The organism is Streptomyces sp. NBC_01142 (assembly GCF_026341125.1).
Classification (GTDB): domain Bacteria; phylum Actinomycetota; class Actinomycetes; order Streptomycetales; family Streptomycetaceae; genus Streptomyces.
In genome coordinates this window covers 2,096,807-2,116,360 of the sequence record NZ_JAPEOR010000002.1, presented here as the reverse complement: position 1 = coordinate 2,116,360, position 19,554 = coordinate 2,096,807, and the positions used below count along the sequence as shown (strand labels likewise).

Below are 19,554 nucleotides of genomic sequence, written 5' to 3'. Positions count from 1 at the left end.
CCAAGAGCGGACATCGCGCGCGCAACCGCCTTGACGCTGTTGCAAAAACTGGGAAAGCTGACGCGCGGCATGCGTATCTCTGGGGCGCGTGTGAACGGGGGCGCAGAACTACACCTCCGGCGAAGCTGCCCCGGACGCTGCTCCATTGACGAGATAGCTACTGGGGGTAGCAGCCAGATGACGAAGAAGACGCGGATCCGCGTCGCGCGAATAGCTGCCGGTGCCGTGATTGCCGCCGGCGCGTCCTTGACCGCCGCGGGCGCGGCCCAGGCCGTTGGTGTCGACATCAACGTGGGTCCCCTCGGGGTCTCGGCCAACGCCGACGAGACCGGCATCGACGCCGGTATCGGCATCAACGACGATCCCACCATCATTCCCACGGACGTTCCCACGGTCATTCCGACGCCGACGGTCGTTCCCACGGACAAGCCGACCGACGTTCCGACGGTCGTTCCCACGGACAAGCCGACCGGCAAGCCGACGGACAAGCCCACGGGCAAGCCGACGGACAAGCCGACCGGCAAGCCGACGGACAAGCCGACGGACCCGACCGAGGACCCGGACCCCACGGACCCGACCGAGGACCCGGACCCGACCGACCCCGGTAACGGTGCCGGCGGCAATGACAACGACGCCGACGGCGACGTCGGCACCTGCACCGTCGACCTCGACGGCGCCGAGTGCGCGGACAACACCGACACCGACAGCGCCGGCTCCAAGCCGGTCGAGCAGGGCAAGGCCAAGGAGGAGCTGGCGGAGACCGGCGCCGCCGAGACCACCTTCCTGCTGATCGGTGCCGCGACGATGATCGCCGGTGGCATCGGCTTCCGTATGCTGCCGCGTCTCGTCGGTGGCGGTCGCACCGTCGCCTAAGCGACAGCGCAAGCGATCGCAACAGCGACACAGCACGTGAAGGAGGGCCCCGGGTGCGCCAGCACCCGGGGCCCTCCTTCACGTGTGTTCGTTCTACGCGGTCTGGTGAGCCGCCAGCAGTGCCACTGCCGCTATCAGCACCACCAGCAGGGCCAGCAGTGCCACCGGGCTCAGTCCGGCCAGGGGGCCCTCCTGCTGCAGCCGCGCGCGGTTGGCCCGGCAGACCGGGCAGCGGCCCTGATTGACAGGGGCCGCGCAGTTGGCGCACACCAATCGGTCATAGGTCATGCGCTCTCCTCCTCCCGCGCGCCGGTAGCCGCAGATGCGGACCGTAAGCACAGTTCTCTCCCGACAACGCCCAGGGAAACGCAACTGTTCCCCTACCACTGTGCCAGCTCGCGCGCGTTTCGGCGCGCCCCGCCGGATTAACCCGTTCAGGGACCGGACAAAAGACGCAACCCCGGACGCCGACTGCGCGCGCCAGTCGGGTTCGCGTAAGGTCACGCACACCTACTCCCGGCCGACCGTGGTGCACCCGTGATCCGATTCGACAACGTCTCCAAGAGCTACCCCAAGCAGAACCGCCCTGCCCTGCGCGACGTCTCTCTCGAGATCGAGAAGGGGGAGTTCGTCTTCCTCGTGGGCTCGTCCGGTTCCGGCAAGTCGACCTTTCTGCGACTGGTGCTGCGCGAGGAGCGCGCCAGCCAGGGCATGGTCCACGTCCTCGGCAAGGACCTGGCCCGGCTGTCCAACTGGAAGGTGCCGCAGATGCGCCGCCAGCTCGGCACGGTCTTCCAGGACTTCCGCCTCCTCCCCAACAAGACCGTCGCCGAGAACGTGGCCTTCGCGCAGGAGGTCATCGGCAAGCCGCGCGGTGAGATCCGCAAGGCCGTGCCCCAGGTCCTCGACCTCGTCGGCCTCGGCGGCAAGGAGGACCGGATGCCCGGCGAGCTCTCCGGTGGTGAGCAGCAGCGCGTCGCGATCGCGCGGGCCTTCGTCAACCGCCCCATGCTGCTGATCGCGGACGAGCCGACCGGCAACCTGGACCCGCAGACCTCCGTCGGCATCATGAAGCTGCTGGACCGGATCAACCGGACCGGCACCACCGTGATCATGGCGACGCACGACCAGAACATCGTCGACCAGATGCGCAAGCGCGTCATCGAGCTCGAGAAGGGCCGTCTCGTACGCGACCAGGCACGCGGCGTCTACGGCTACCAGCACTGAGCCCGTACAGACTGAAAGGCTGAAAGCACGCCATGCGCGCCCAGTTCGTCCTGTCGGAGATCGGCGTCGGTCTCCGCCGCAATCTCACGATGACCTTCGCCGTCATCGTTTCCGTAGCCCTCTCACTCGCCCTGTTCGGCGGTGCGCTGCTCATGCGCGAGCAGGTCAGCACGATGAAGGACTTCTGGTACGACAAGGTCAACGTCTCGATCTTCCTCTGCAACAAGAACGACGCGGCGACCTCTCCCAAGTGCGCCAAGGGCGCTGTCACCGCCCAGCAGAAAGAGCAGATCGAAGGCGATCTCAAGAAGATGGACGTGGTCGACACCGTCCATCACGAGACGGCCGACCAGGCGTACAAGCACTACCGGGAGCAGTACGGCGACACGCCCATCGCCTCCACCATCACCCCGGACCAGATGCAGGAGTCGTTCCGCGTCAAGCTCGACGACCCCGAGAAGTACAAGGTCGTGGCGACCGCCTTCGCCGGCCGGGACGGCGTGCAGTCCGTCCAGGACCAGCGCAACATCCTGGAGAACCTCTTCTCCCTGATGAACGGCATGAATGTTGCCGCGCTCTTCGTGATGGCGCTGATGCTGGTGATTGCGCTGATGCTGATCGTCAACACGGTGCGCGTCTCGGCGTTCAGCCGCAGGCGTGAGACCGGCATCATGCGGCTGGTCGGAGCGTCCAGCTTCTACATCCAGATGCCGTTCATCATGGAAGCCGCCTTCGCCGGTCTGCTCGGCGGCGTGGTCGCCTCGGGAATGCTGCTGGTGGGCAGGTATTTCCTGATCGACCACGGTCTGGCGCTCTCCGAGAAGATGCAGCTGGTCAATTTCATCGGCTGGGACGCGGTGATCACCAAGCTGCCGCTGGTGATCGCGATCGGGCTGTTGATGCCTGCCATGGCCGCTTTCGTCGCATTGCGCAAGTACCTCAAGGTGTGACGCGCGTCCCGGGCGCCGTACGGCCAACGGCCGTACGGCGCCCTTTGCTTGTCCTAGAGTGGGCGCCATGCCGGGCCCGGAGTTCTGTCCTCGGCCCCGCCGCATTCGCCGCGGGGCGGCCCTGACGTTGGTCTTTGCGACCGTCCTCGCCACCGCGGCCGCCACCCACGCTCTGCCGCACGACGAGGAGAACACCCCCCGCCCGCTGTCCGCCCGCGTCGCCGGTGCAACCGCCGACAAGGAAGCTGTCGCCCGTGCCGCCGCCGAGGCGATGGCCGACGGAAAGTCCGGTACGGCAGCGGCCGAGGAGGTCGTCAGCCGCAGCGGGGACCGCTGGGGCGCGGTGTACGACCCGCGTGAGTACGAGGAGTTCGAGCAGGCCCTCGACGGCGAGTACACCGGTGTCGGTCTCTGGGCGAGACGCAGGGGCGACGGGCACGTCGAGGTGGCCAGGGTCCAGCCCGGCGGCCCCGCCGACAGGGCGGGCATCCGGACCGGCGACCGGCTCCGTACGATCGACGGCCGCCAGGTCGACAAGCGGCCCGTCACCGAGGTCGTGGCCCTGCTGCGCGGCGGGGATCGTACGAGCGTCGCCCTGGGCCTCGAGCGGGCCGGCCGCACCTGGACCCAGAACCTGCGCCGCGCCCGGCTGACCACCGAGGCCGTCACCGTCGACCGCCTCGACGGCGGGGCGGTCATGATCAGGGTCGCCTCCTTCACCAAGGGCTCGGGACGGCAGGTACGGGACGCGGTACGGGACGCCCCGGCGGGCGTCGGCGTCCTGCTCGACCTGCGGGGCAACGCCGGCGGCCTGGTCACCGAGGCCGTCACCGCCGCCTCCGCCTTTCTGGACGGCGGCCTGGTCGCCACCTACGACGTGCGGGGCGAGCAGCGCGCGCTGTACGCCGAGCCCGGCGGCGACACCGACCGGCCCGTCGTCGCGCTCGTCGACGCGGGCACCATGAGCGCCGCCGAGCTGGTCACCGGGGCGCTCAAGGACCGCGGCCGCGCGATCACGGTCGGCTCGCGCACCTTCGGCAAGGGTTCGGTCCAGATGCCCAGCCGGCTCCCGGACGGTTCGGTCGCGGAGCTGACTGTCGGCCACTACCGCACTCCGTCCGGTCACAGCGTCGACGGGCGGGGCATCGCGCCGGACCTCGCCACGAGCGAAAAGGCCGAGGAACGGGCGCAGACAGTATTGGGTGGCCTCGGAGGTGGGTCGTAGTGCGAAAATGACCGCACTATGGCTAAGGAAACAGGGCGCAAGATGATCGCGCAGAACAAGAAGGCGCGGCACGACTACCTCATCCTCGACACCTACGAGTGCGGTCTCGTGCTGACGGGTACCGAGGTGAAGTCGCTGCGTCAGGGGCGGGCCTCGCTGGCGGACGGCTTCGTCCAGATCGACGGTAACGAGGCGTGGCTGCACAACGTGCACATCCCCGAGTACAGCCAGGGGACGTGGACCAACCACAGCGCGCGGCGGAAGCGGAAGCTGCTGATGCACCGGGTGGAGATCGACAAGCTCGAGTCGAAGACGCAGGAGGCGGGTCACACGATCGTGCCGCTGTCCCTGTACTTCAAGGACGGCCGTGCCAAGGTCGAGATCGCACTGGCGAAGGGCAAGAAGGAGTACGACAAGCGGCAGACGCTGCGGGAGAAGCAGGACAGGCGCGAGACGGACCGGGCGGTCGCGGCGGCGAAGCGGCGGCAGCGGGCCTGAGGCCCGGCCTGCCGGTCAGGAATGCGCTGGCCACGTCGTGCGTTGGTCACGTACGATGGCAACCGCACCCCACGGGGTGTGGGTACCACCTTGAAAAATCAACATGGGGATGATCGGTTTCGACAGCGGATGTCGAAGCAGGGGAAGCGAGCCGAGGAAGCGACAATGATCTCGTTAACCATATGTCGCAAACAATAATCGCCACTTCTAAGCGCGATTCCTCCGCCTTCGCCCTCGCTGCCTAATAAGCAGCTAGCGAAGACTCTGCGGAGTGTCAGCCCGGGGCTGTTCCCGACCCGGATCCTGGCATCAACTAGGGAACTAAACCTCTAGACCCGGTCACGGGGTCGAGAGGGAAACCAAACAGTGACTGAGCCCGTCGGAGACTTGTTCGTGTGATCTCCGGGGCCGAGAAAATCGCAGCGAACTGCGCTCGGAGAAGCCCTGGTTCTGCACCGTTGGACGCGGGTTCGATTCCCGCCATCTCCACAATTCCCATGTGAGGCGAAGGCCCGGCTGTTTCGACAGCCGGGCCTTTGTCGTGTTCCCCGCCGGTCAGGCCGTCGGCTGGTATCCGGGGGCGAGCAGGCCGAGCATGTGGTCCATCTCGGTACGCCACATACGGTGCACGTTCATCCGGGTCGGCTGCGGCCTGCCGGGCAGCTGGAGGTGGAACGAGCTCCAGATGGTGTTGCGCCTGATGTCGTCGACCATGCCCACGACCTGGGCCGGCGGCAGGGCGAAGGCGATCTCCTGCGGACGGTTGCTCATCCGGCCCGCCTTGTGGACGACCACGGCCTGCTCGGTCACGGTGATGAAGTAGTACGTCAGAAAGGCCTGGCCTATCAGGCCGAGCATGCTCATCAGCCACACGCTGGGGCCTGCGACGGCCTGGATGGTGACAATCGGCCGGTCGGCCGGGTTGGTCTCTGCGATGGCGGTGGCCACCTGCTGCTGGATGGTTGCCTTCTTGATGGCCATGGGCCCTCCCCTGAGCGGAATACACGCCCCCGCTTCGGGGGCGGTGCAGCGTACCGTCCTGGCCGCAGCCGTATCCGCCCGGGGGTGGGCAGCGGTTTCAGGACAGCCGGGCCCTTGCCGCCGCCGAGAGCAGCAGTGCGGTGGCGGCGGCCGAGACGGGCACCAGGTATCCATACGCCGTGCTCGCGTGCTCCACCGTCCAGCCGCCCATTGCCGCGCCGGCCGCTATGCCGCCCAGCAGCGCGGTGACCGCGAGCGTCATGCCCTCGTTCAGCCGGCCCTCAGGGGTGAGGCGCTGGATCAGGGTCATGCCGGTGACCATGGTCGGGGCCGTTGCCATGCCCGCGATGAGCAGGGCACCGGCGACGGCGACCAGCGAACCCGTGGTGGCGGCCAGTAGCGGCAGGGACATCAGCGCGGTCATCGTGGCGACGCAGATCAGCAGACGGCGCGTGAGGCTGCCGGCCGGGCGGATCCTGCCGTACGCCAGACCCGCCATGCCCGATCCCGCCGCCTGGAGTGCGAGCACCGCGCCCCCGGCACTGGCGTGTCCACGGTCGTCCGCGAAGGCGATCGTGACGACCTCCATCGACCCGAACACCGCGCCCGTGGCGAGGAAGGTGGCAAGCAGGCCGGCCATCGGGGGCGTACGGAGGAGGGAGCGGGCGGCCGTGCCCGCCGCACGGGGGGCGACGGGCGGCTCCGTGGAGCGCTGGGCCGCGAAGATCAGCACGCCGGTCAGCAGAAGTATCGCGCCGGTCAGGGTGCCCGCCTCCGGGAAGAGCGCGGAGCACAGGAACGCCGCGAGCACCGGCCCGAGCATGAAGCACAGCTCGTCGGCGGCCTGTTCGAAGGAGTTCGCGGTGTGCAGGACGGCCGGGTCGCCCTTGTGGAGATGGGTCCAGCGAGCCCGGGACATGCCGCCGGTGTTGGGGGTGGTGGCGGTCGCGGCGTACGCGGCGAACAGCGTCCAGTCCGGCGCGTCGAAGCGTACGCACAGCAGCAGCGCCAGCGAGCCGAGCGCGGCGAGCGCCGTGGCGGGCACGGCGATACGGGCCTGCCCGTGCCGGTCCACGAGCCGCGCGGTCCACGGCGCGACCAGCGCGGTGACGGCGAGACCGGTCGCGGTGACCGCTCCGGCGAGGGCGTACGAGCCGCGCGACCCGGCGATCATGATGATGGCGCTCACGCTGAACATGCCCATCGGGAGACGGGCGAGGAGGTTGCCGGCGGTGAAGGCCCAGGCGCCTCGCGGCTCGAAGAGCTGACGGTAGGGGGCGAGGGCGCCGGACCTGCCGGGGTTCCGCCCCGGGGCGCTCCCCCTGCGCTCCGACGTGCGTGGGGAGACACCCGCCTCGATCGCCGGAGGGGCTTGAATTTCCGGCCGGTCGGGCGACCGAGGACCTCGGGAAGGGGCGGGGTGGGGAACAGGCCCGCCGCAGGCGTCGGCGGCAGTGGTGTGCGTCGAGTGGGGTGAATGCGGCATGGGTCAAACCGTCGCAGGGGAGTCCTCGCACGGTCCAACACCTGCTCCGGCGCCATTTACGCACCTGTGTTGTAAATTCGGGGGCGTGCCCCAGGACATCGACCCCCGGCTCCTCCGCGCCTTCGTCGCCGTCGCCGACGAGCTGCACTTCACCCGTGCCGCCGCCCGGCTGTATGTCGCGCAGCAGGCCCTCAGCCGCGACATCCGCCGACTGGAGAGGGAGCTGGGCGTCGAGCTGTTCGTACGGACCACCCGGCAGGTGACCCTCACGGCCGACGGCGAGCGGCTGGTGCCGTACGCCCGGCGGGCGCTCCAGGCCCAGGACGAGCTCGTGGCCGCCCGCCTCGGGAGCTTCTCGGCCGCTCCTGGTCGACCTCAACAGCGAGGGCATGGCGTCCGGCCGGGTGCTGGCGCGGGCGCGTGAGCTCGCTCCGGAGTGCGAGCTGATGGCCCGTTTCGAGAGCGGGCTGACCGGCGCGGCCGCCGAGATCGTCGCCGGGCGGCTCGATGTCTCCTTCGGGCGTTTCGCCGGGATCGAACCCGCCGTGCGCGCCCTGCTGTCCCACCAGCCCGTGCGGTACGAGCCGATGGCGGTACTGCTGCCGCACGACCATCCGCTCGGGAGGCTTACGCACATCCCGTTGAACGCGCTCGCGGGCGAGTCCGTATATGCCGGTGCGGGCAATCCGCGGACCCTGGAGTGGACGGATCTGGCGCGGCGGCTCTTCGCCGGGCGGGGGATGGACGTCGCGCCGCCCGCGCCCGTCGCGGTGGGCTTCGAGGAGTTCCGGAGGGTCATGGCCAAGACGCGCAACCCGGTTCTGGTCGTGGTGGACTTTCCGGCGATGCCGGACACCGTGCTGCGCCCGATCGTCGATCCCGTACCGCTGTCACCGCTCTCGATGGTGTGGCGCAAAGGGATGCGGCATCCGGGAGTGGAGGCGCTGCGAGCAGCGGCGTCCGAACTCGCTGTGCAGGAGAGGTGGCTGGAACGTGACCCATCCGCATGGTTGCCGGAATGTGACATGTCGCTGATGTGTGACAACCACTGACACAGGAGCGCGGGTGCCATCGGCGTGCGCTACATTCGTTGCTCGGGTGCGGTGGGGTTAGAGGACGTTCGGCTTGGTTGGGGATCCGGTCGGGCGGTATCCAGTCACTCTTGCGCGCAGTCGAATTCAGCCAGTGGGGGAAGTGCGTGCAGCTGTGAACAATTGGCAAGATGATGCCCAGATCGGGCATACGCATGAGCCGAACGAAGTGACAATCCAACTCGACGGAGCCGGCCGGAAATTGGCGGAACTGTCTGCTGATTCCGCTGCCCACGACGGCTCCGACGGACCGGTCTTCGTCGATGAGAGCGGTCGCCGCAGCAAGAAGTTCCGCCGTCTCGGCTGGGTCCTGGCCATCGCCTGCGCCTGCTACGCCGTGACCCTCGTCGCCGCACTCGTCGGCGGCAACTCCACCGCGCCCTGGCTGCCGGGCATAGGGCAGTCGGGCGAGAAACAGACCGACAAGGTCGAGATACAGCCCGCGCCCAGCGACCCCGCTGCCGTGGTGGCCACCCCCGGCGGCACGCCCGGCACTCCGGCGCCCACCGACTCCACCGGTGCCCTGCTGCCGCAGCCGTCCGCCGGTGCGCCGAGCGGCGCCGCGGGCGGACTGCCGGCCGAACCCGGGCCCGCCGCCTCCGGTTCCGCCTCCGCCAAACCGCCGGCCGACGGTGGCAAACCGGACCCCGGACCGCCCCCTGCCTCCACCGCCCCGGGCGGCGGCGGAAGCGCCCCCGGGCCCGACCCCGAGCCGGAGCCGAGTTCCCCCGCTCCCGAACCCTCCGACCCCGGCCCGACCGACATACCCACCGAGCCGACAGTGCAAGAAGGCGCGCGTTAGATGACACTCCCCGGCAGCATGGCCCCGCGGCAGCGGCGGAGGCCCCGGCGCGGCGTACGGCGCCGACTGCCCATGCGCTATCTGCTGCCTGTTCTCTTCCTCGTCGCGCTGCTCGCGATGCTGATGCTGCGCGGCTATGTGCACAGCGAGATACTCGCCGACCATCGCGTACGCCCCCCGGCCCCCACGGACCAGGTCCCCAAGGCGATACTCGCGGGCGGACCGGTCATCGACGCGCGCGACGAGTCCGCCCCCAAGGCGCTGAGTGTCCCCGACAAGAAGCTGGTGCTGACCTTCGACGACGGTCCGGACCCCGTCTGGACGCCGAAAGTCCTCGACAAGCTGAAGCAGTACGACGCTCACGGCGTGTTCTTCGTCACCGGGACCATGGCCTCCCGCTACCCCGAACTGGTGGAACGGATGGTGCGGGAGGGGCACGAGATCGGTCTGCACACCTTCAACCACCCGGACCTCTCGTTCCAGTCGACCTCCCGCATAGACCGTGAGCTCTCGCAGAACCAGCTGGCGATCGCGGGCGCGGCCGGTATCCGCACCTCCCTCTTCCGGCCGCCGTACTCCTCCTTCTCCGACGCCCTGGACAACAAGTCCTGGCCGGTCACCCAGTACATCGGCAGCCGCGGCTACATCACCGCCTTCAACAACACCGACTCCGAGGACTGGAAGCGCCCCGGCGTCGACGCGATCATCAAGCGGGCCACGCCCCAGGGCACCAAGGGCTCGATCGTGCTGATGCACGACTCCGGCGGTGACCGCTCGCAGACCGTCGCGGCCCTGGACCGGCTGCTGCCGCAGATGGAGGCCCGGGGCTATCAGTTCACCCACCTGACCGGGGCACTCGGCGCGCCCAGCGCCCACACCAAGGTCACCGGCCCCCAGCTGTGGAAGGGCAAGGCGTGGGTGGGCGCCGTCGCCGTCTCGGAGAACACCACCAGCGCCCTGGTCGCCGGCCTCGCCGTGATCGGTGTGCTGGTCTTCCTCCGCTTCGGGCTGATGCTGCTGCTCTCCTTCGCGCACGCCCGCAAGGTGCGCAGGGCCGGCTTCAGCTGGGGCGCGCCGGTCACCGAACCGGTGTCGGTGCTGGTCCCCGCGTACAACGAACGCGAATGCATCGCCAACACGGTGCACTCCCTGATGACCAGCGACCATCCCATCGAGATCATCGTCATCGACGACGGCTCCACGGACGGTACGGCCGACATCGTCGAGGAGCTGCGGCTGCCGAACGTCCGTGTCGTACGCCAGCCCAACTCCGGCAAGCCCGCGGCCCTCAACAACGGCATCCGGCACGCCCGTTACGACATCGTCGTGATGATGGACGGCGACACCGTCTTCGAGCCGGCCACCGTGGGCGAGCTGGTCCAGCCCTTCGGCGACATGCGCGTCGGCGCGGTCGCGGGCAACGCCAAGGTCGGCAACCGCGACAGCCTGATCGGAGCCTGGCAGCACATCGAGTACGTCATGGGCTTCAACCTCGACCGCCGGATGTACGAGGTGCTGGGCTGCATGCCCACCATCCCCGGCGCGGTCGGCGCCTTCCGCCGCGAGGCCCTGGACCGCGTCGGCGGGATGAGCGAGGACACCCTCGCCGAGGACACCGACATCACGATGGCCATGCACCGCGACGGCTGGCGGGTCGTCTACGCGGAGCGCGCCCGTGCCTGGACCGAGGCCCCCGAGTCCGTGCAGCAGCTGTGGTCGCAGCGCTACCGGTGGTCGTACGGCACCATGCAGGCGATGTGGAAGCACCGCCGCGCCGTGATCGAGCGCGGCCCTTCGGGCCGCTTCGGCCGCGTGGGTCTGCCGCTGGTCTCCCTGTTCATGGTGCTGTTCCCGCTGCTGGCCCCGCTGATCGACGTCTTTCTGCTGTACGGGCTGTTCTTCGGCCCCACCCAGAAGACGATCATGGCCTGGCTCGGCGTCCTGGCGATCCAGGCGGTCTGTGCCGCGTACGCCTTCCGGCTCGACCGCGAACGCATGGTCCATCTGATCTCGCTGCCGCTCCAGCAGATCCTCTACCGGCAGCTGATGTACGTCGTGCTGCTCCAGTCCTGGATCACCGCGCTGACCGGCGGCCGGCTGCGCTGGCAGAAGCTGCGGCGTACGGGAGTGGTGGAGGCGCCCGGCGTCATCCCGCCCCAGCGGCGCCCCAGCGATGAGCGCAGGCCCGTCGGATGAGCCACACCTCCGCCTCCGCGTCCGTCTCCGCTTCTGCGTCCGCTCCCGGCCCCGTCGCCGCCTCGGTGGCGACGGACCGGGCATCCGCCCGGCCGGCTTCGCCCCCCGGCCGCGACCGCTATCTCGACCTGCTGCGTTCCCTCGCACTGGTCCGCGTCGTCGTCTACCACATCTTCGGCTGGGCCTGGCTAACGATCATCTTCCCGTCCATGGGCGTGATGTTCGCGCTCGCGGGCTCGCTGATGGCGCGCTCGCTGTCGAGGCCCGCGCTCGGGGTGATCCGCGGCCGTATCCGCAGGCTGCTGCCACCGCTGTGGGCGTTCGCGGCGTTCCTCGTGCCGATGATGTTCCTGGCCGGCTGGAGCGCCGACAAGGAGCAGGGTCTGTGGTGGTGGGCGGACCTCCTCAACTACCTCGTCCCGGTCGGTGCCCCGCCGTTCCCCTGGTCCCTCGGCGACCAGGCCGGCCTGGTGGAGCAGACCTGGGCCGCGCAGGCCGGTATGCCGCTCTGGTACCTGCGCACCTACCTCTGGTTCGTGATCGCCTCCCCGCTGCTGCTGTGGGCCTTCCGCAAGGTGCCGTGGGTGACGCTGCTCGCCCCGCTGGCCCTGGTCGCCGTCGTGGGCACGGACCTGGTGAAGATCCCGGGCGAGCTGGGCAACGCCGTCGTCGACTTCGCGACCTTCGGCGCCTGCTGGGTTCTCGGCTTCGCCCACCAGGAGGGCCTGCTGCAGCGGATCCCGCGCCATCTCGTGGTGTCCTGCTCCGCCCTCGCGATGGCCTTCGGCCTCTGGTGGGCCTCGGGCCACCTCGGCCCGGACGGCTGGGACCTGAACGACATCCCGCTGGCCCAGGCCACCTGGTCCTTCGGGTTCGTGGTGATCCTGCTGCTGTACTCCCCGTCCTGGCAGGAACTGCCGGGCAGGCTCGCCCGGTTCGACAAGTACGTCACGCTGTCCAACAACCGGGCGGTGACGATCTACCTCTGGCACAACACGCTGATCATGGCGACCATCCCGCTGATCGACCTGCTCTGGCACATCCCGTTCGTGGAGACACAGTTCGGCGGCGTGCTCGAAGCGACGTACACGCTGTGGATGTTCGTACTGATCTGGCCGCTGATCGGGTTGATGATCATTGCTGTCGGCTGGATCGAGGACCTGGCCGCGAAACGGAGTCCGCGGTTGTGGCCGAACGGCAGCCGGAAGACGGTGAACGGCTCACACCGGCGCTGACGGCCGGGTGAGAGCAAGGTTTCGCTCCGGTCACCTCACACCACCGGGGCCGAAACGCGCCGTACATACCGTCGCTTCCACGACCCGAGGACCGTGGAGGCACGTGATGGCTGGCCGGTGGATCGAACAGTGGGACCCAGAGGACGAGACGTTCTGGGAGGCAGGGGGCGAGCGGATCGCCCGGCGCAATCTGATCTTCTCGGTCCTCTCCGAGCACATCGGGTTCTCGATCTGGACCCTGTGGTCCGTCCTGGTCCTGTTCATGGGACCGGAGTACGGGATCGACCCGGCCGGGAAGTTCTTCCTGGTGGCCATGGCCACCGTGGTGGGCGCCTTCATCCGGGTCCCGTACACCTTCGCGGTCGCCCGCTTCGGCGGCCGCAACTGGACGATCATCGCGGCGTCGATGCTGCTGCTGCCCACCGTCGCCGCGTTCGCGGTGATGGAGCCCGGGACGTCGTACACCACCTTCATGCTGGTCGCGATGCTCACGGGCGTGGGCGGCGGTAACTTCGCCTCCTCCATGACCAACATCAACTCCTTCTTCCCGCTGCGGAAGAAGGGCTGGGCACTCGGACTGAACGCGGGCGGCGGCAACATCGGGGTGCCCGTCGTGCAGCTGGTCGGGCTCGCGGTCATCGGGGCAGCAGGCGGACCGCGCCTGCTGCTGGGGATCTACGCCCCGCTCATCGCGGTCTCCGCGATCTGCGCCGCGCTGTTCATGGACAACCTCGCCCCGGTCAGGAACGACACCGGAGCGGCGAAGGAAGCCGCGCGCGATCCGCACACCTGGATCATGTCCTTCCTCTACATCGGCACCTTCGGGTCGTTCATCGGCTACAGCTTCGCGTTCGGTCTGGTCCTGCAGACGCAGTTCGGGCGTACGCCCCTGCAGGCCGCGTCCATCACCTTCATCGGACCGCTGCTCGGCTCGCTGATCCGGCCGGTCGGTGGCCGGCTCGCCGACCGCTACGGCGGCGCGCGCATCACCATGTGGAACTTCCTCGGGATGGGAGCGGCCACGACGGTCGTCGTGCTCGCCTCGGTAAAGGAGTCGCTGGCGCTGTTCACCACCGCCTTCATCGTGCTGTTCGTGCTGACCGGGCTCGGCAACGGCTCGACGTACAAGATGATCCCCGGCATCTTCCAGGCCAAGGCGCTGGCCAAGGGCATGACGGGCGAGGCGGCGGCCGCGTACGGGCGGCGGCTCTCCGGCGCCTCCATGGGGCTGATCGGCGCGGTGGGCGCGCTCGGCGGGCTCGGCATCAACCTCGCCTTCCGCCAGTCCTTCCTGACCGCGGGCACCGGCACCTCGGCGTTCGTCGCCTTCCTCGCCTTCTACGCGGCCTGCTTCACGGTGACCTGGGCGGTATACCTTCGCCGGCCCGCCACCTCCGCACAGCCCGTCACAGAGGCGAAGCCGCAACTCAGCTACGCAGAGGTGTAACACCGGGGAAATCTTGGCGAACCGAGCCTGTCACGCCCCCTTGGCAGGCTCGGTCGTCACATCCGTACAGGGTGGGACAGAGTAGGGACGATCACATGCAAGACCGCCAGCACGGACCTCTTGCCGGATTCACTGTCGGCGTCACCGCGGCCCGCCGCGCCGACGAGCTCGGCGCGCTCCTCTGCCGACGGGGCGCCGCCGTCCTCCATGCCCCCGCCCTGCGCATCGTCCCGCTCGCCGACGACACGGAACTCCTGGCCGCCACCAAGGAACTGATCGACCACGTGCCCGACGTGGTGGTCGCCACGACCGCGATCGGTTTCCGCGGCTGGGTGGAGGCCGCCGACGGGTGGGGGTACGGGGAGGAACTGCTGGCCCGGCTGCGCGGCGTGGAGCTGCTGGCGCGCGGGCCGAAGGTCAAGGGCGCCATCCGCGCCGCCGGGCTCACCGAGGAGTGGTCCCCGGCCTCCGAGTCCATGGCCGAGGTTCTCGGCCGGCTGCTGAACGAGGGCGTCGACGGCCGCCGTATCGCGCTCCAGCTGCACGGTGAGCCGCTGCCCGGGTTCGTCGAGTCGCTGCGGGCCGGGGGCGCGGATGTCGTCGTCGTACCCGTCTACCGGTGGATGGCGCCGGAGGACCTCACCCCGCTCGACCGGCTGCTGGACGCGACCCTCGCCCGCGGACTGGACGCCGTCACCTTCACCAGTGCCCCGGCCGCCGCCTCGCTGCTCTCCCGGGCCGAGACCCGGGGGCTGCTCCCCGAGCTGCTGCGCGCACTGGACCACGAGGTGCTGGCCGCCTGTGTGGGGCCGGTCACCGCGCTGCCGCTGCAGGCCCACGGCGTCACCACGGTGCAGCCCGAGCGCTTCCGGCTCGGCCCGCTCGTCCAGCTGCTCGGCCAGGAACTGCCCTCCCGCGCCCGTACCCTCCCGATCGCCGGCCGCCGTATGGAGATCCGCGGCCACGCGGTCCTGCTCGACGACGAACTGCGTCCCGTGCCGCCCGCCGGAATGTCCCTGCTGCGCGCGCTGTCGCGGCGCCCCGGCTGGGTCGTCTCCCGAGCCGACCTGCTGGGCGTGCTGCCGGGTGCGGGCCGCGACGAGCACGCCGTCGAGACGGCCATGGCCCGGCTGCGTACCGCTCTGGGCGCACCCAAGCTGATCCAGACCGTCGTCAAGCGGGGCTACCGGCTGGCGCTGGACCCGGCGGCCGACACGAAGTACGCCGACGCCTGACGCGTACGGACACCTGCCTGCCACAGGCACACCAGTGCCGCCGTCGACAGCACCCCGCGCACCACGTTCCAGGCCACCCACGGGTCCTCGAACTTCTCCCGGACGCCCGCCGGATCGGCGATCCGCGCCGGGTTCCCGGCCGCTGCCAGCTCGTCGTTGAGCGGCACGCTCACCGCCGCGGTCACCAGGAACACGGCGGAACACAGCACCAGCGCCGCAACCACCCACCAGCGCGCGCCGGTCCGGCGCTGCTGCCATGCCGCGATCGCCGTCAACGCCGGCGCGCCGAGGAACGCCGCGAAGAAGACGGGGCTCTCGATCACGTCGTTGATGTTCTGCATGACCTCGATGAAGGTCCGGTCGTCACTGCGCCCGAGCGCCGGCATCACGGAGCACGCGTAGGCGTACCAGACGCCCGCGATCAGACCCATCGTCACTGTCGCCGCCCCGAGGACCGCCCGGGCACCCCTGTTTCTGTGTCATGTCGCCCGTTGAACGCGGCCTGTTGGCGATCACCATGGGCGGGGGTCTCACGAGCATGTCCGAACGTCTTTGCAGCGGCCGGTCGATGGGCACGGCCGATGCCGACGCCGTGGGAAACACGCCCGAACTTTCCGCCCACGCATGCAACCTGACGGATCTCCGGTGCGTATATGCCATGTCCTGCGCCGTATACGCGGCGCGGCTCGTACCGGAACGGAGAAGATCCACATGGTCTCAGGCATGGTGGGCAGGGGCACGGCGCTGGGCGCGCTCCTGCTGTCCTTCCTCGCAGTACCCGCTCAGGCGTTACCCGCTCAGGCCGCACCCGCTCAGGCCTCACCCGCTCAGGCCGCACCCGCCGTCGCGGCCGGTGGGAGAGCGCCGGCCATCGCGAGAGCCGAGGGGGCGCCGGCACCCGACCTGGCCGCGCTGCGCCAGGTTCTGCGTACGGCGGTGGCCAAGGGTGCTCCGGGCGCGATGGCGCGGATCGACGACCACGGCACCGTGCACCGCATCGCCGAGGGCGTCGCGGACCGGGGCACCGGACGGGCCATCAGCACCGAGGACCGCTTCCGGGCCGGCAGCGTGACCAAGAGCTTCTCCTCGGTGGTGCTGCTGCAGCTGGTCGAGGAGGGCAGCGTCGACCTGGACGCCCCCGTCAACACCTATCTGCCCGGACTGCTCCCCGACGACCGCATCACGGTGCGCCATCTACTGAGCCATCGCAGCGGTCTGTACGACTACACCGACGACATGTTCGCGCAGACCGTGCCGGGCTTCGAGTCCGTCCGCAACAAGGTGTTCACCTTCCAGGAGTTGCTGGACCTGTCGCTCGCGCACCCGCCGACCGGCGTACCGGGCACCGCCTACCGCTACTCCAACACCAACTTCGTGGTGGTGGGACAGCTCATCGAGAAGGTCACCGGCCGCTCCGTGCACGACGAGTACCGCGACCGGATCATCGAACCCCTGAAGCTGCGCGACACCTCCTATGTGCACCCCGGCACCGCCCTTCCGGGCCGGCACACCAAGGGCTACCTCAGGCCCGACGAGGCCGGTGCGCCGCTGGTCGACTCCACCCGGCAGACCGCCTCCTGGGCGCAGAGCGCCGGCGCGATGATTTCCAGCACACGGGATCTGGACACATTCTTCTCCGCCCTCCTCCGCGGCCGGCTGCTCCCCGCCGGCCTGCTGACGCAGATGCGGCAGTGGGCGCCGGTGAACAGCACCCAGGGGTACGGGCTCGGCCTGCGCCGCCGCGATCTGTCCTGCGGCGTCTCCGTCCAGGGCCACACGGGCACCGTCCAGGGCTACTACACGTACTCCTTCACCTCGGAGAACGGCATGCGGAGCATCACCGCGGTGGCGAACACCTCGAACAACACCGATGTGTTGAATGTCATGTCCGGCACGCTCGAAGCGGCGTTCTGCGGGAAGCCGCCGGCCGCGCCCACCGCACGCGGCACGGCACGCGGCACGGCGCCGGCCGAGCGGCACGAGGACATCGCACCGGGCATCGCCCGCGACTGACATTCGCCGGTGCGGCCGGACCGGGCAGGAGGAGGGGGTTCCGGCCGCACCCGTCGCGGGGCACTCTGGTGGTGACACCCGACGGTGACCCCGAGGCGGTGACAGAGGCGTGGCAGCGGGCATGGGCGCGTACGAGTGGCGGTTCGACTCCGGGCGCGTCTGTCTGGACCTGGTGGCGACCTCGGAGGCGGTCTGCGGCGTGCCCGATCCGCTGGCAGGTGCCGGCCGGCTCGGGCGGTGGCTGACGGGTGCGGGGCTGCTGCCCGCGGGGACGCCGCTCCTGGACATCGACGACCGGTGGACGCCGCGCTTCATCGAACTGCGTGACTGCGTGGGTCAGTTGGTACGGGCCGAGATCGACGGCCGGTACGCCGAGTCCGCGCTGGAGCGGGTCAATGCCTTCGCTGCGGACCCGCCGCCCGGCATCAGAGCCGTACGTGACGACAGCGGCTCACTGGTACGGGCGCTGAGTGCCGGGCCCGAGTGCGCGGCGCTGATCGCGGCCGTGGCGAGGGACGCCGTGGAGCTGCTGACCGACCCGGCGGCCCGGGCCCGGCTGCGGCAGTGCGAGGGCGACAACTGCCGACGCGTCTACCTGGACACCTCCCGCGGACGGCGGCGCCGCTGGTGCTCGAGCGAGGTGTGCGGCAACCGCGAACGGGTCGCCAGGCACCGGCGCAGGGCCGCTGTCGCACGGGCCTGAGACGGCGCCGGGGGCGGTGAGGGGATCCCCCGTAAAAGATCTTGAAAGTTTTTCGGCGGATGTTGAATGATCCTCCGGCGGCCCCCGTAGTGATGGGAGAGAAGCCGTCAGCCGAAAACAGGGTCTCGACCGGGAGGTTCAGGTGCGCAAGGATGCCGCCGTGGCCGATGACCGTCCGCAAAGGGCCCGCCATCGAAGCGAGAAGCCACGCAACGACACCTCCGTACCTGACGAGGAGTTGATGCGCGCGCTGTATCGCGAACATGCGGGGCCTTTGCTTGCCTATGTACTGCGCCTTGTCGCCGGCGATCGCCAGCGCGCCGAGGACGTCGTACAGGAGACGCTCATCCGTGCCTGGAAGAACGCCGGTCAGCTCAACCGAGCGACCGGCTCTGTCCGACCCTGGCTGGTGACGGTCGCACGCCGCATCGTCATCGACGGTCACCGCAGCCGGCAGGCCCGGCCGCAGGAGGTCGATCCGTCGCCGCTGGAGGTCATGCCCGCGGAGGACGAGATCGACAAGGCGTTGTGGCTGATGACGCTCTCAGATGCGCTCGATGATTTGACGCCCGCTCACCGGGAAGTGTTGGTCGAGACGTATTTCAAGGGGCGCACGGTCAATGAGGCGGCCGAAACGCTGGGCATACCCAGCGGGACGGTGCGGTCCCGGGTGTTCTACGCACTCCGTTCCATGAAGCTCGCTCTGGAGGAGAGGGGGGTCACGGCATGACCATGTATGAGCAGGAATCCGTACACGATGCGGTCGGCGCATACGTGCTCGGCATTCTGGACGATGCGGACGCCTCCGCCTTCGAGGCGCATCTGGCGGGCTGCGACATCTGCGCCGTCCACCTCGAGGAGTTCTCCGGGATGGAGCCGATGCTGGCCATGCTGGCGGAGGCCCCGGCACCCGCTCCGGTGCGGCAGTCGAATGTGCTGAACATGCCCCAAATGCCCGGCATGGCATCCTTCCCGCCGTCCAAGCCCGTTCCTGTGGTGCCCACGGCCCCCAGCCCGCGGCTGCTCGGCGGCCTTCTCGACGAGGTCGCCGTCAAGCGGGCGGCCAAGCGCAGGCGGGGGATGTACATGGTCGCGGCCGCCGCGGCCCTGATCATCGGCGGGCCGGCCGTCGCGGTGGTCGTCACGGCGGACGGCACCGGTGGCAGCAGCAACCAGGCCCTTCCGCACCCCACCAGTCCCGCCGAGGACGCCTTCCTGCATCACATGGAGGAGAAGGTCCAGGGCACGGACGCGACGACCCAGGTCAGCGCGACCGTCGGCATGGAGAAGAAGGGCTGGGGCACCCACACCGTTCTCGAACTGAAGAACGTCAAGGGTCCGCAGAAGTGCAACCTGATCGCCGTCTCCAAGACCGGCGAGGAGGAGGTCGTGACCTCCTGGGCGGTACCGAAGTGGGGATACGGCATCCCGGACAGCCCCAACGCGATGGCCAAGAAGCCGCTCTATGTCCACGGTGGCGCGGCGATGGACCGGAACGACATCGACCACTTCGAGGTCCGTACGTTCGACGGCAAGCGATTGGTGGAGGTCGAAGCCTGACAGATACGCCCCCTTCGCGTACGGTTGACGGC

The 19,554-nt window shown here is 69.5% G+C and carries 18 protein-coding genes, 1 other RNA gene and 1 pseudogene; 16 read left to right on the top strand and 4 right to left on the bottom strand.

Annotated elements, in window-relative coordinates; translation table 11 throughout:
* Positions 1-177: 177 nt before the first annotated feature.
* Positions 178-873 (top strand): hypothetical protein, encoded by a 696-nt coding sequence (locus OG883_RS27095; protein WP_266545788.1) that lies wholly within the window; start codon positions 178-180, stop codon positions 871-873.
* 93 nt (positions 874-966) lie between these two features.
* Here OG883_RS27095 and OG883_RS27090 read toward each other — a convergent pair whose 3' ends face one another.
* Positions 967-1,161 (bottom strand): hypothetical protein, encoded by a 195-nt coding sequence (locus tag OG883_RS27090; protein ID WP_266545785.1) that lies wholly within the window; start codon positions 1,159-1,161, stop codon positions 967-969.
* 249 nt (positions 1,162-1,410) lie between these two features.
* On the opposite strand from OG883_RS27090, the gene ftsE reads away from it, so the two are divergent.
* The 5 genes from ftsE to ssrA all read left to right on the top strand — a co-directional run bounded on the left by ftsE (position 1,411) and on the right by ssrA (position 5,265).
* Positions 1,411-2,100 (top strand): cell division ATP-binding protein FtsE, encoded by a 690-nt coding sequence (gene ftsE, locus OG883_RS27085; RefSeq protein ID WP_266545782.1) that lies wholly within the window; start codon positions 1,411-1,413, stop codon positions 2,098-2,100.
* Positions 2,101-2,132: 32 nt separating this feature from the next.
* A complete protein-coding gene (gene ftsX, locus OG883_RS27080) occupies positions 2,133-3,050 on the top strand; it encodes a permease-like cell division protein FtsX (protein ID WP_266545779.1) in 918 nt (305 codons plus the stop codon).
* A gap of 67 nt (positions 3,051-3,117) precedes the next feature.
* Complete coding sequence (locus OG883_RS27075; protein WP_266545776.1) at positions 3,118-4,275, top strand: S41 family peptidase; 1,158 nt, start codon at positions 3,118-3,120, stop codon at positions 4,273-4,275.
* An 18-nt stretch (positions 4,276-4,293) separates the two neighbouring features.
* The gene (gene smpB, locus OG883_RS27070; RefSeq protein ID WP_266545774.1) at positions 4,294-4,773 is read left to right on the top strand and encodes an SsrA-binding protein SmpB; all 480 of its coding nucleotides are present in this window, start codon (positions 4,294-4,296) and stop codon (positions 4,771-4,773) included.
* 105 nt (positions 4,774-4,878) lie between these two features.
* Positions 4,879-5,265: a transfer-messenger RNA gene (gene ssrA, locus OG883_RS27065) on the top strand.
* 63 nt (positions 5,266-5,328) lie between these two features.
* On the opposite strand, the gene OG883_RS27060 is transcribed toward ssrA, so the two are convergent.
* Together OG883_RS27060 and OG883_RS27055 are read right to left on the bottom strand one after the other, a co-directional pair.
* Positions 5,329-5,754, bottom strand: coding sequence for a hypothetical protein (locus OG883_RS27060; protein ID WP_266545771.1), 426 nt, complete (start codon positions 5,752-5,754; stop codon positions 5,329-5,331).
* Between the two features lie 97 nt (positions 5,755-5,851).
* On the bottom strand, positions 5,852-7,240 hold the full coding sequence (locus OG883_RS27055) for an MFS transporter (protein ID WP_266545768.1): 1,389 nt from the start codon (positions 7,238-7,240) through the stop codon (positions 5,852-5,854).
* An 85-nt stretch (positions 7,241-7,325) separates the two neighbouring features.
* Between OG883_RS27055 and OG883_RS27050 the strand changes: the two are divergent.
* The 6 genes and pseudogenes from OG883_RS27050 (at position 7,326) to OG883_RS27025 (ending at position 15,246) form a co-directional block, all read left to right on the top strand.
* A pseudogene (locus OG883_RS27050) lies at positions 7,326-8,292 on the top strand (LysR family transcriptional regulator).
* A gap of 241 nt (positions 8,293-8,533) precedes the next feature.
* Complete coding sequence (locus tag OG883_RS27045; RefSeq protein ID WP_323180992.1) at positions 8,534-9,133, top strand: hypothetical protein; 600 nt, start codon at positions 8,534-8,536, stop codon at positions 9,131-9,133.
* Positions 9,134-9,205: 72 nt separating this feature from the next.
* Positions 9,206-11,329 (top strand): bifunctional polysaccharide deacetylase/glycosyltransferase family 2 protein, encoded by a 2,124-nt coding sequence (locus tag OG883_RS27040; protein WP_266549477.1) that lies wholly within the window; start codon positions 9,206-9,208, stop codon positions 11,327-11,329.
* Positions 11,326-12,564 carry an acyltransferase gene (locus OG883_RS27035; protein ID WP_266545763.1) on the top strand — a complete coding sequence of 413 codons (1,239 nt, stop codon included), beginning with the start codon at positions 11,326-11,328 and terminating at the stop codon, positions 12,562-12,564. Before OG883_RS27040 ends, OG883_RS27035 begins: the two co-directional genes overlap by 4 nt.
* A 106-nt stretch (positions 12,565-12,670) precedes the next feature.
* On the top strand, positions 12,671-14,011 hold the full coding sequence (locus OG883_RS27030) for a NarK/NasA family nitrate transporter (protein ID WP_266545761.1): 1,341 nt from the start codon (positions 12,671-12,673) through the stop codon (positions 14,009-14,011).
* 95 nt (positions 14,012-14,106) lie between these two features.
* The gene (locus OG883_RS27025; RefSeq protein ID WP_266545758.1) at positions 14,107-15,246 is read left to right on the top strand and encodes a uroporphyrinogen-III synthase; all 1,140 of its coding nucleotides are present in this window, start codon (positions 14,107-14,109) and stop codon (positions 15,244-15,246) included.
* Here OG883_RS27025 and OG883_RS27020 read toward each other — a convergent pair.
* Complete coding sequence (locus OG883_RS27020) at positions 15,195-15,677, bottom strand: DUF1772 domain-containing protein (protein WP_266549474.1); 483 nt, start codon at positions 15,675-15,677, stop codon at positions 15,195-15,197. The two genes, OG883_RS27025 and OG883_RS27020, sit on opposite strands and share 52 nt — an antisense overlap.
* A gap of 280 nt (positions 15,678-15,957) precedes the next feature.
* Here OG883_RS27020 and OG883_RS27015 point away from each other — a divergent pair, with 280 nt between their 5' ends.
* From OG883_RS27015 to OG883_RS27000, 4 genes are all read left to right on the top strand, one after another.
* The gene (locus OG883_RS27015; protein WP_266545755.1) at positions 15,958-17,259 is read left to right on the top strand and encodes a serine hydrolase; all 1,302 of its coding nucleotides are present in this window, start codon (positions 15,958-15,960) and stop codon (positions 17,257-17,259) included.
* Between the two features lie 109 nt (positions 17,260-17,368).
* Positions 17,369-17,962 (top strand): CGNR zinc finger domain-containing protein, encoded by a 594-nt coding sequence (locus tag OG883_RS27010; protein WP_266545753.1) that lies wholly within the window; start codon positions 17,369-17,371, stop codon positions 17,960-17,962.
* A gap of 142 nt (positions 17,963-18,104) precedes the next feature.
* A complete protein-coding gene (locus tag OG883_RS27005) occupies positions 18,105-18,692 on the top strand; it encodes a sigma-70 family RNA polymerase sigma factor (protein ID WP_266545750.1) in 588 nt (195 codons plus the stop codon).
* Positions 18,689-19,522: an anti-sigma factor gene (locus OG883_RS27000; protein ID WP_266545747.1), complete on the top strand. Its 834-nt coding sequence runs from the start codon at positions 18,689-18,691 to the stop codon at positions 19,520-19,522. The genes OG883_RS27005 and OG883_RS27000 overlap by 4 nt, the downstream gene beginning before the upstream one ends.
* Positions 19,523-19,554: the final 32 nt, after the last annotated feature.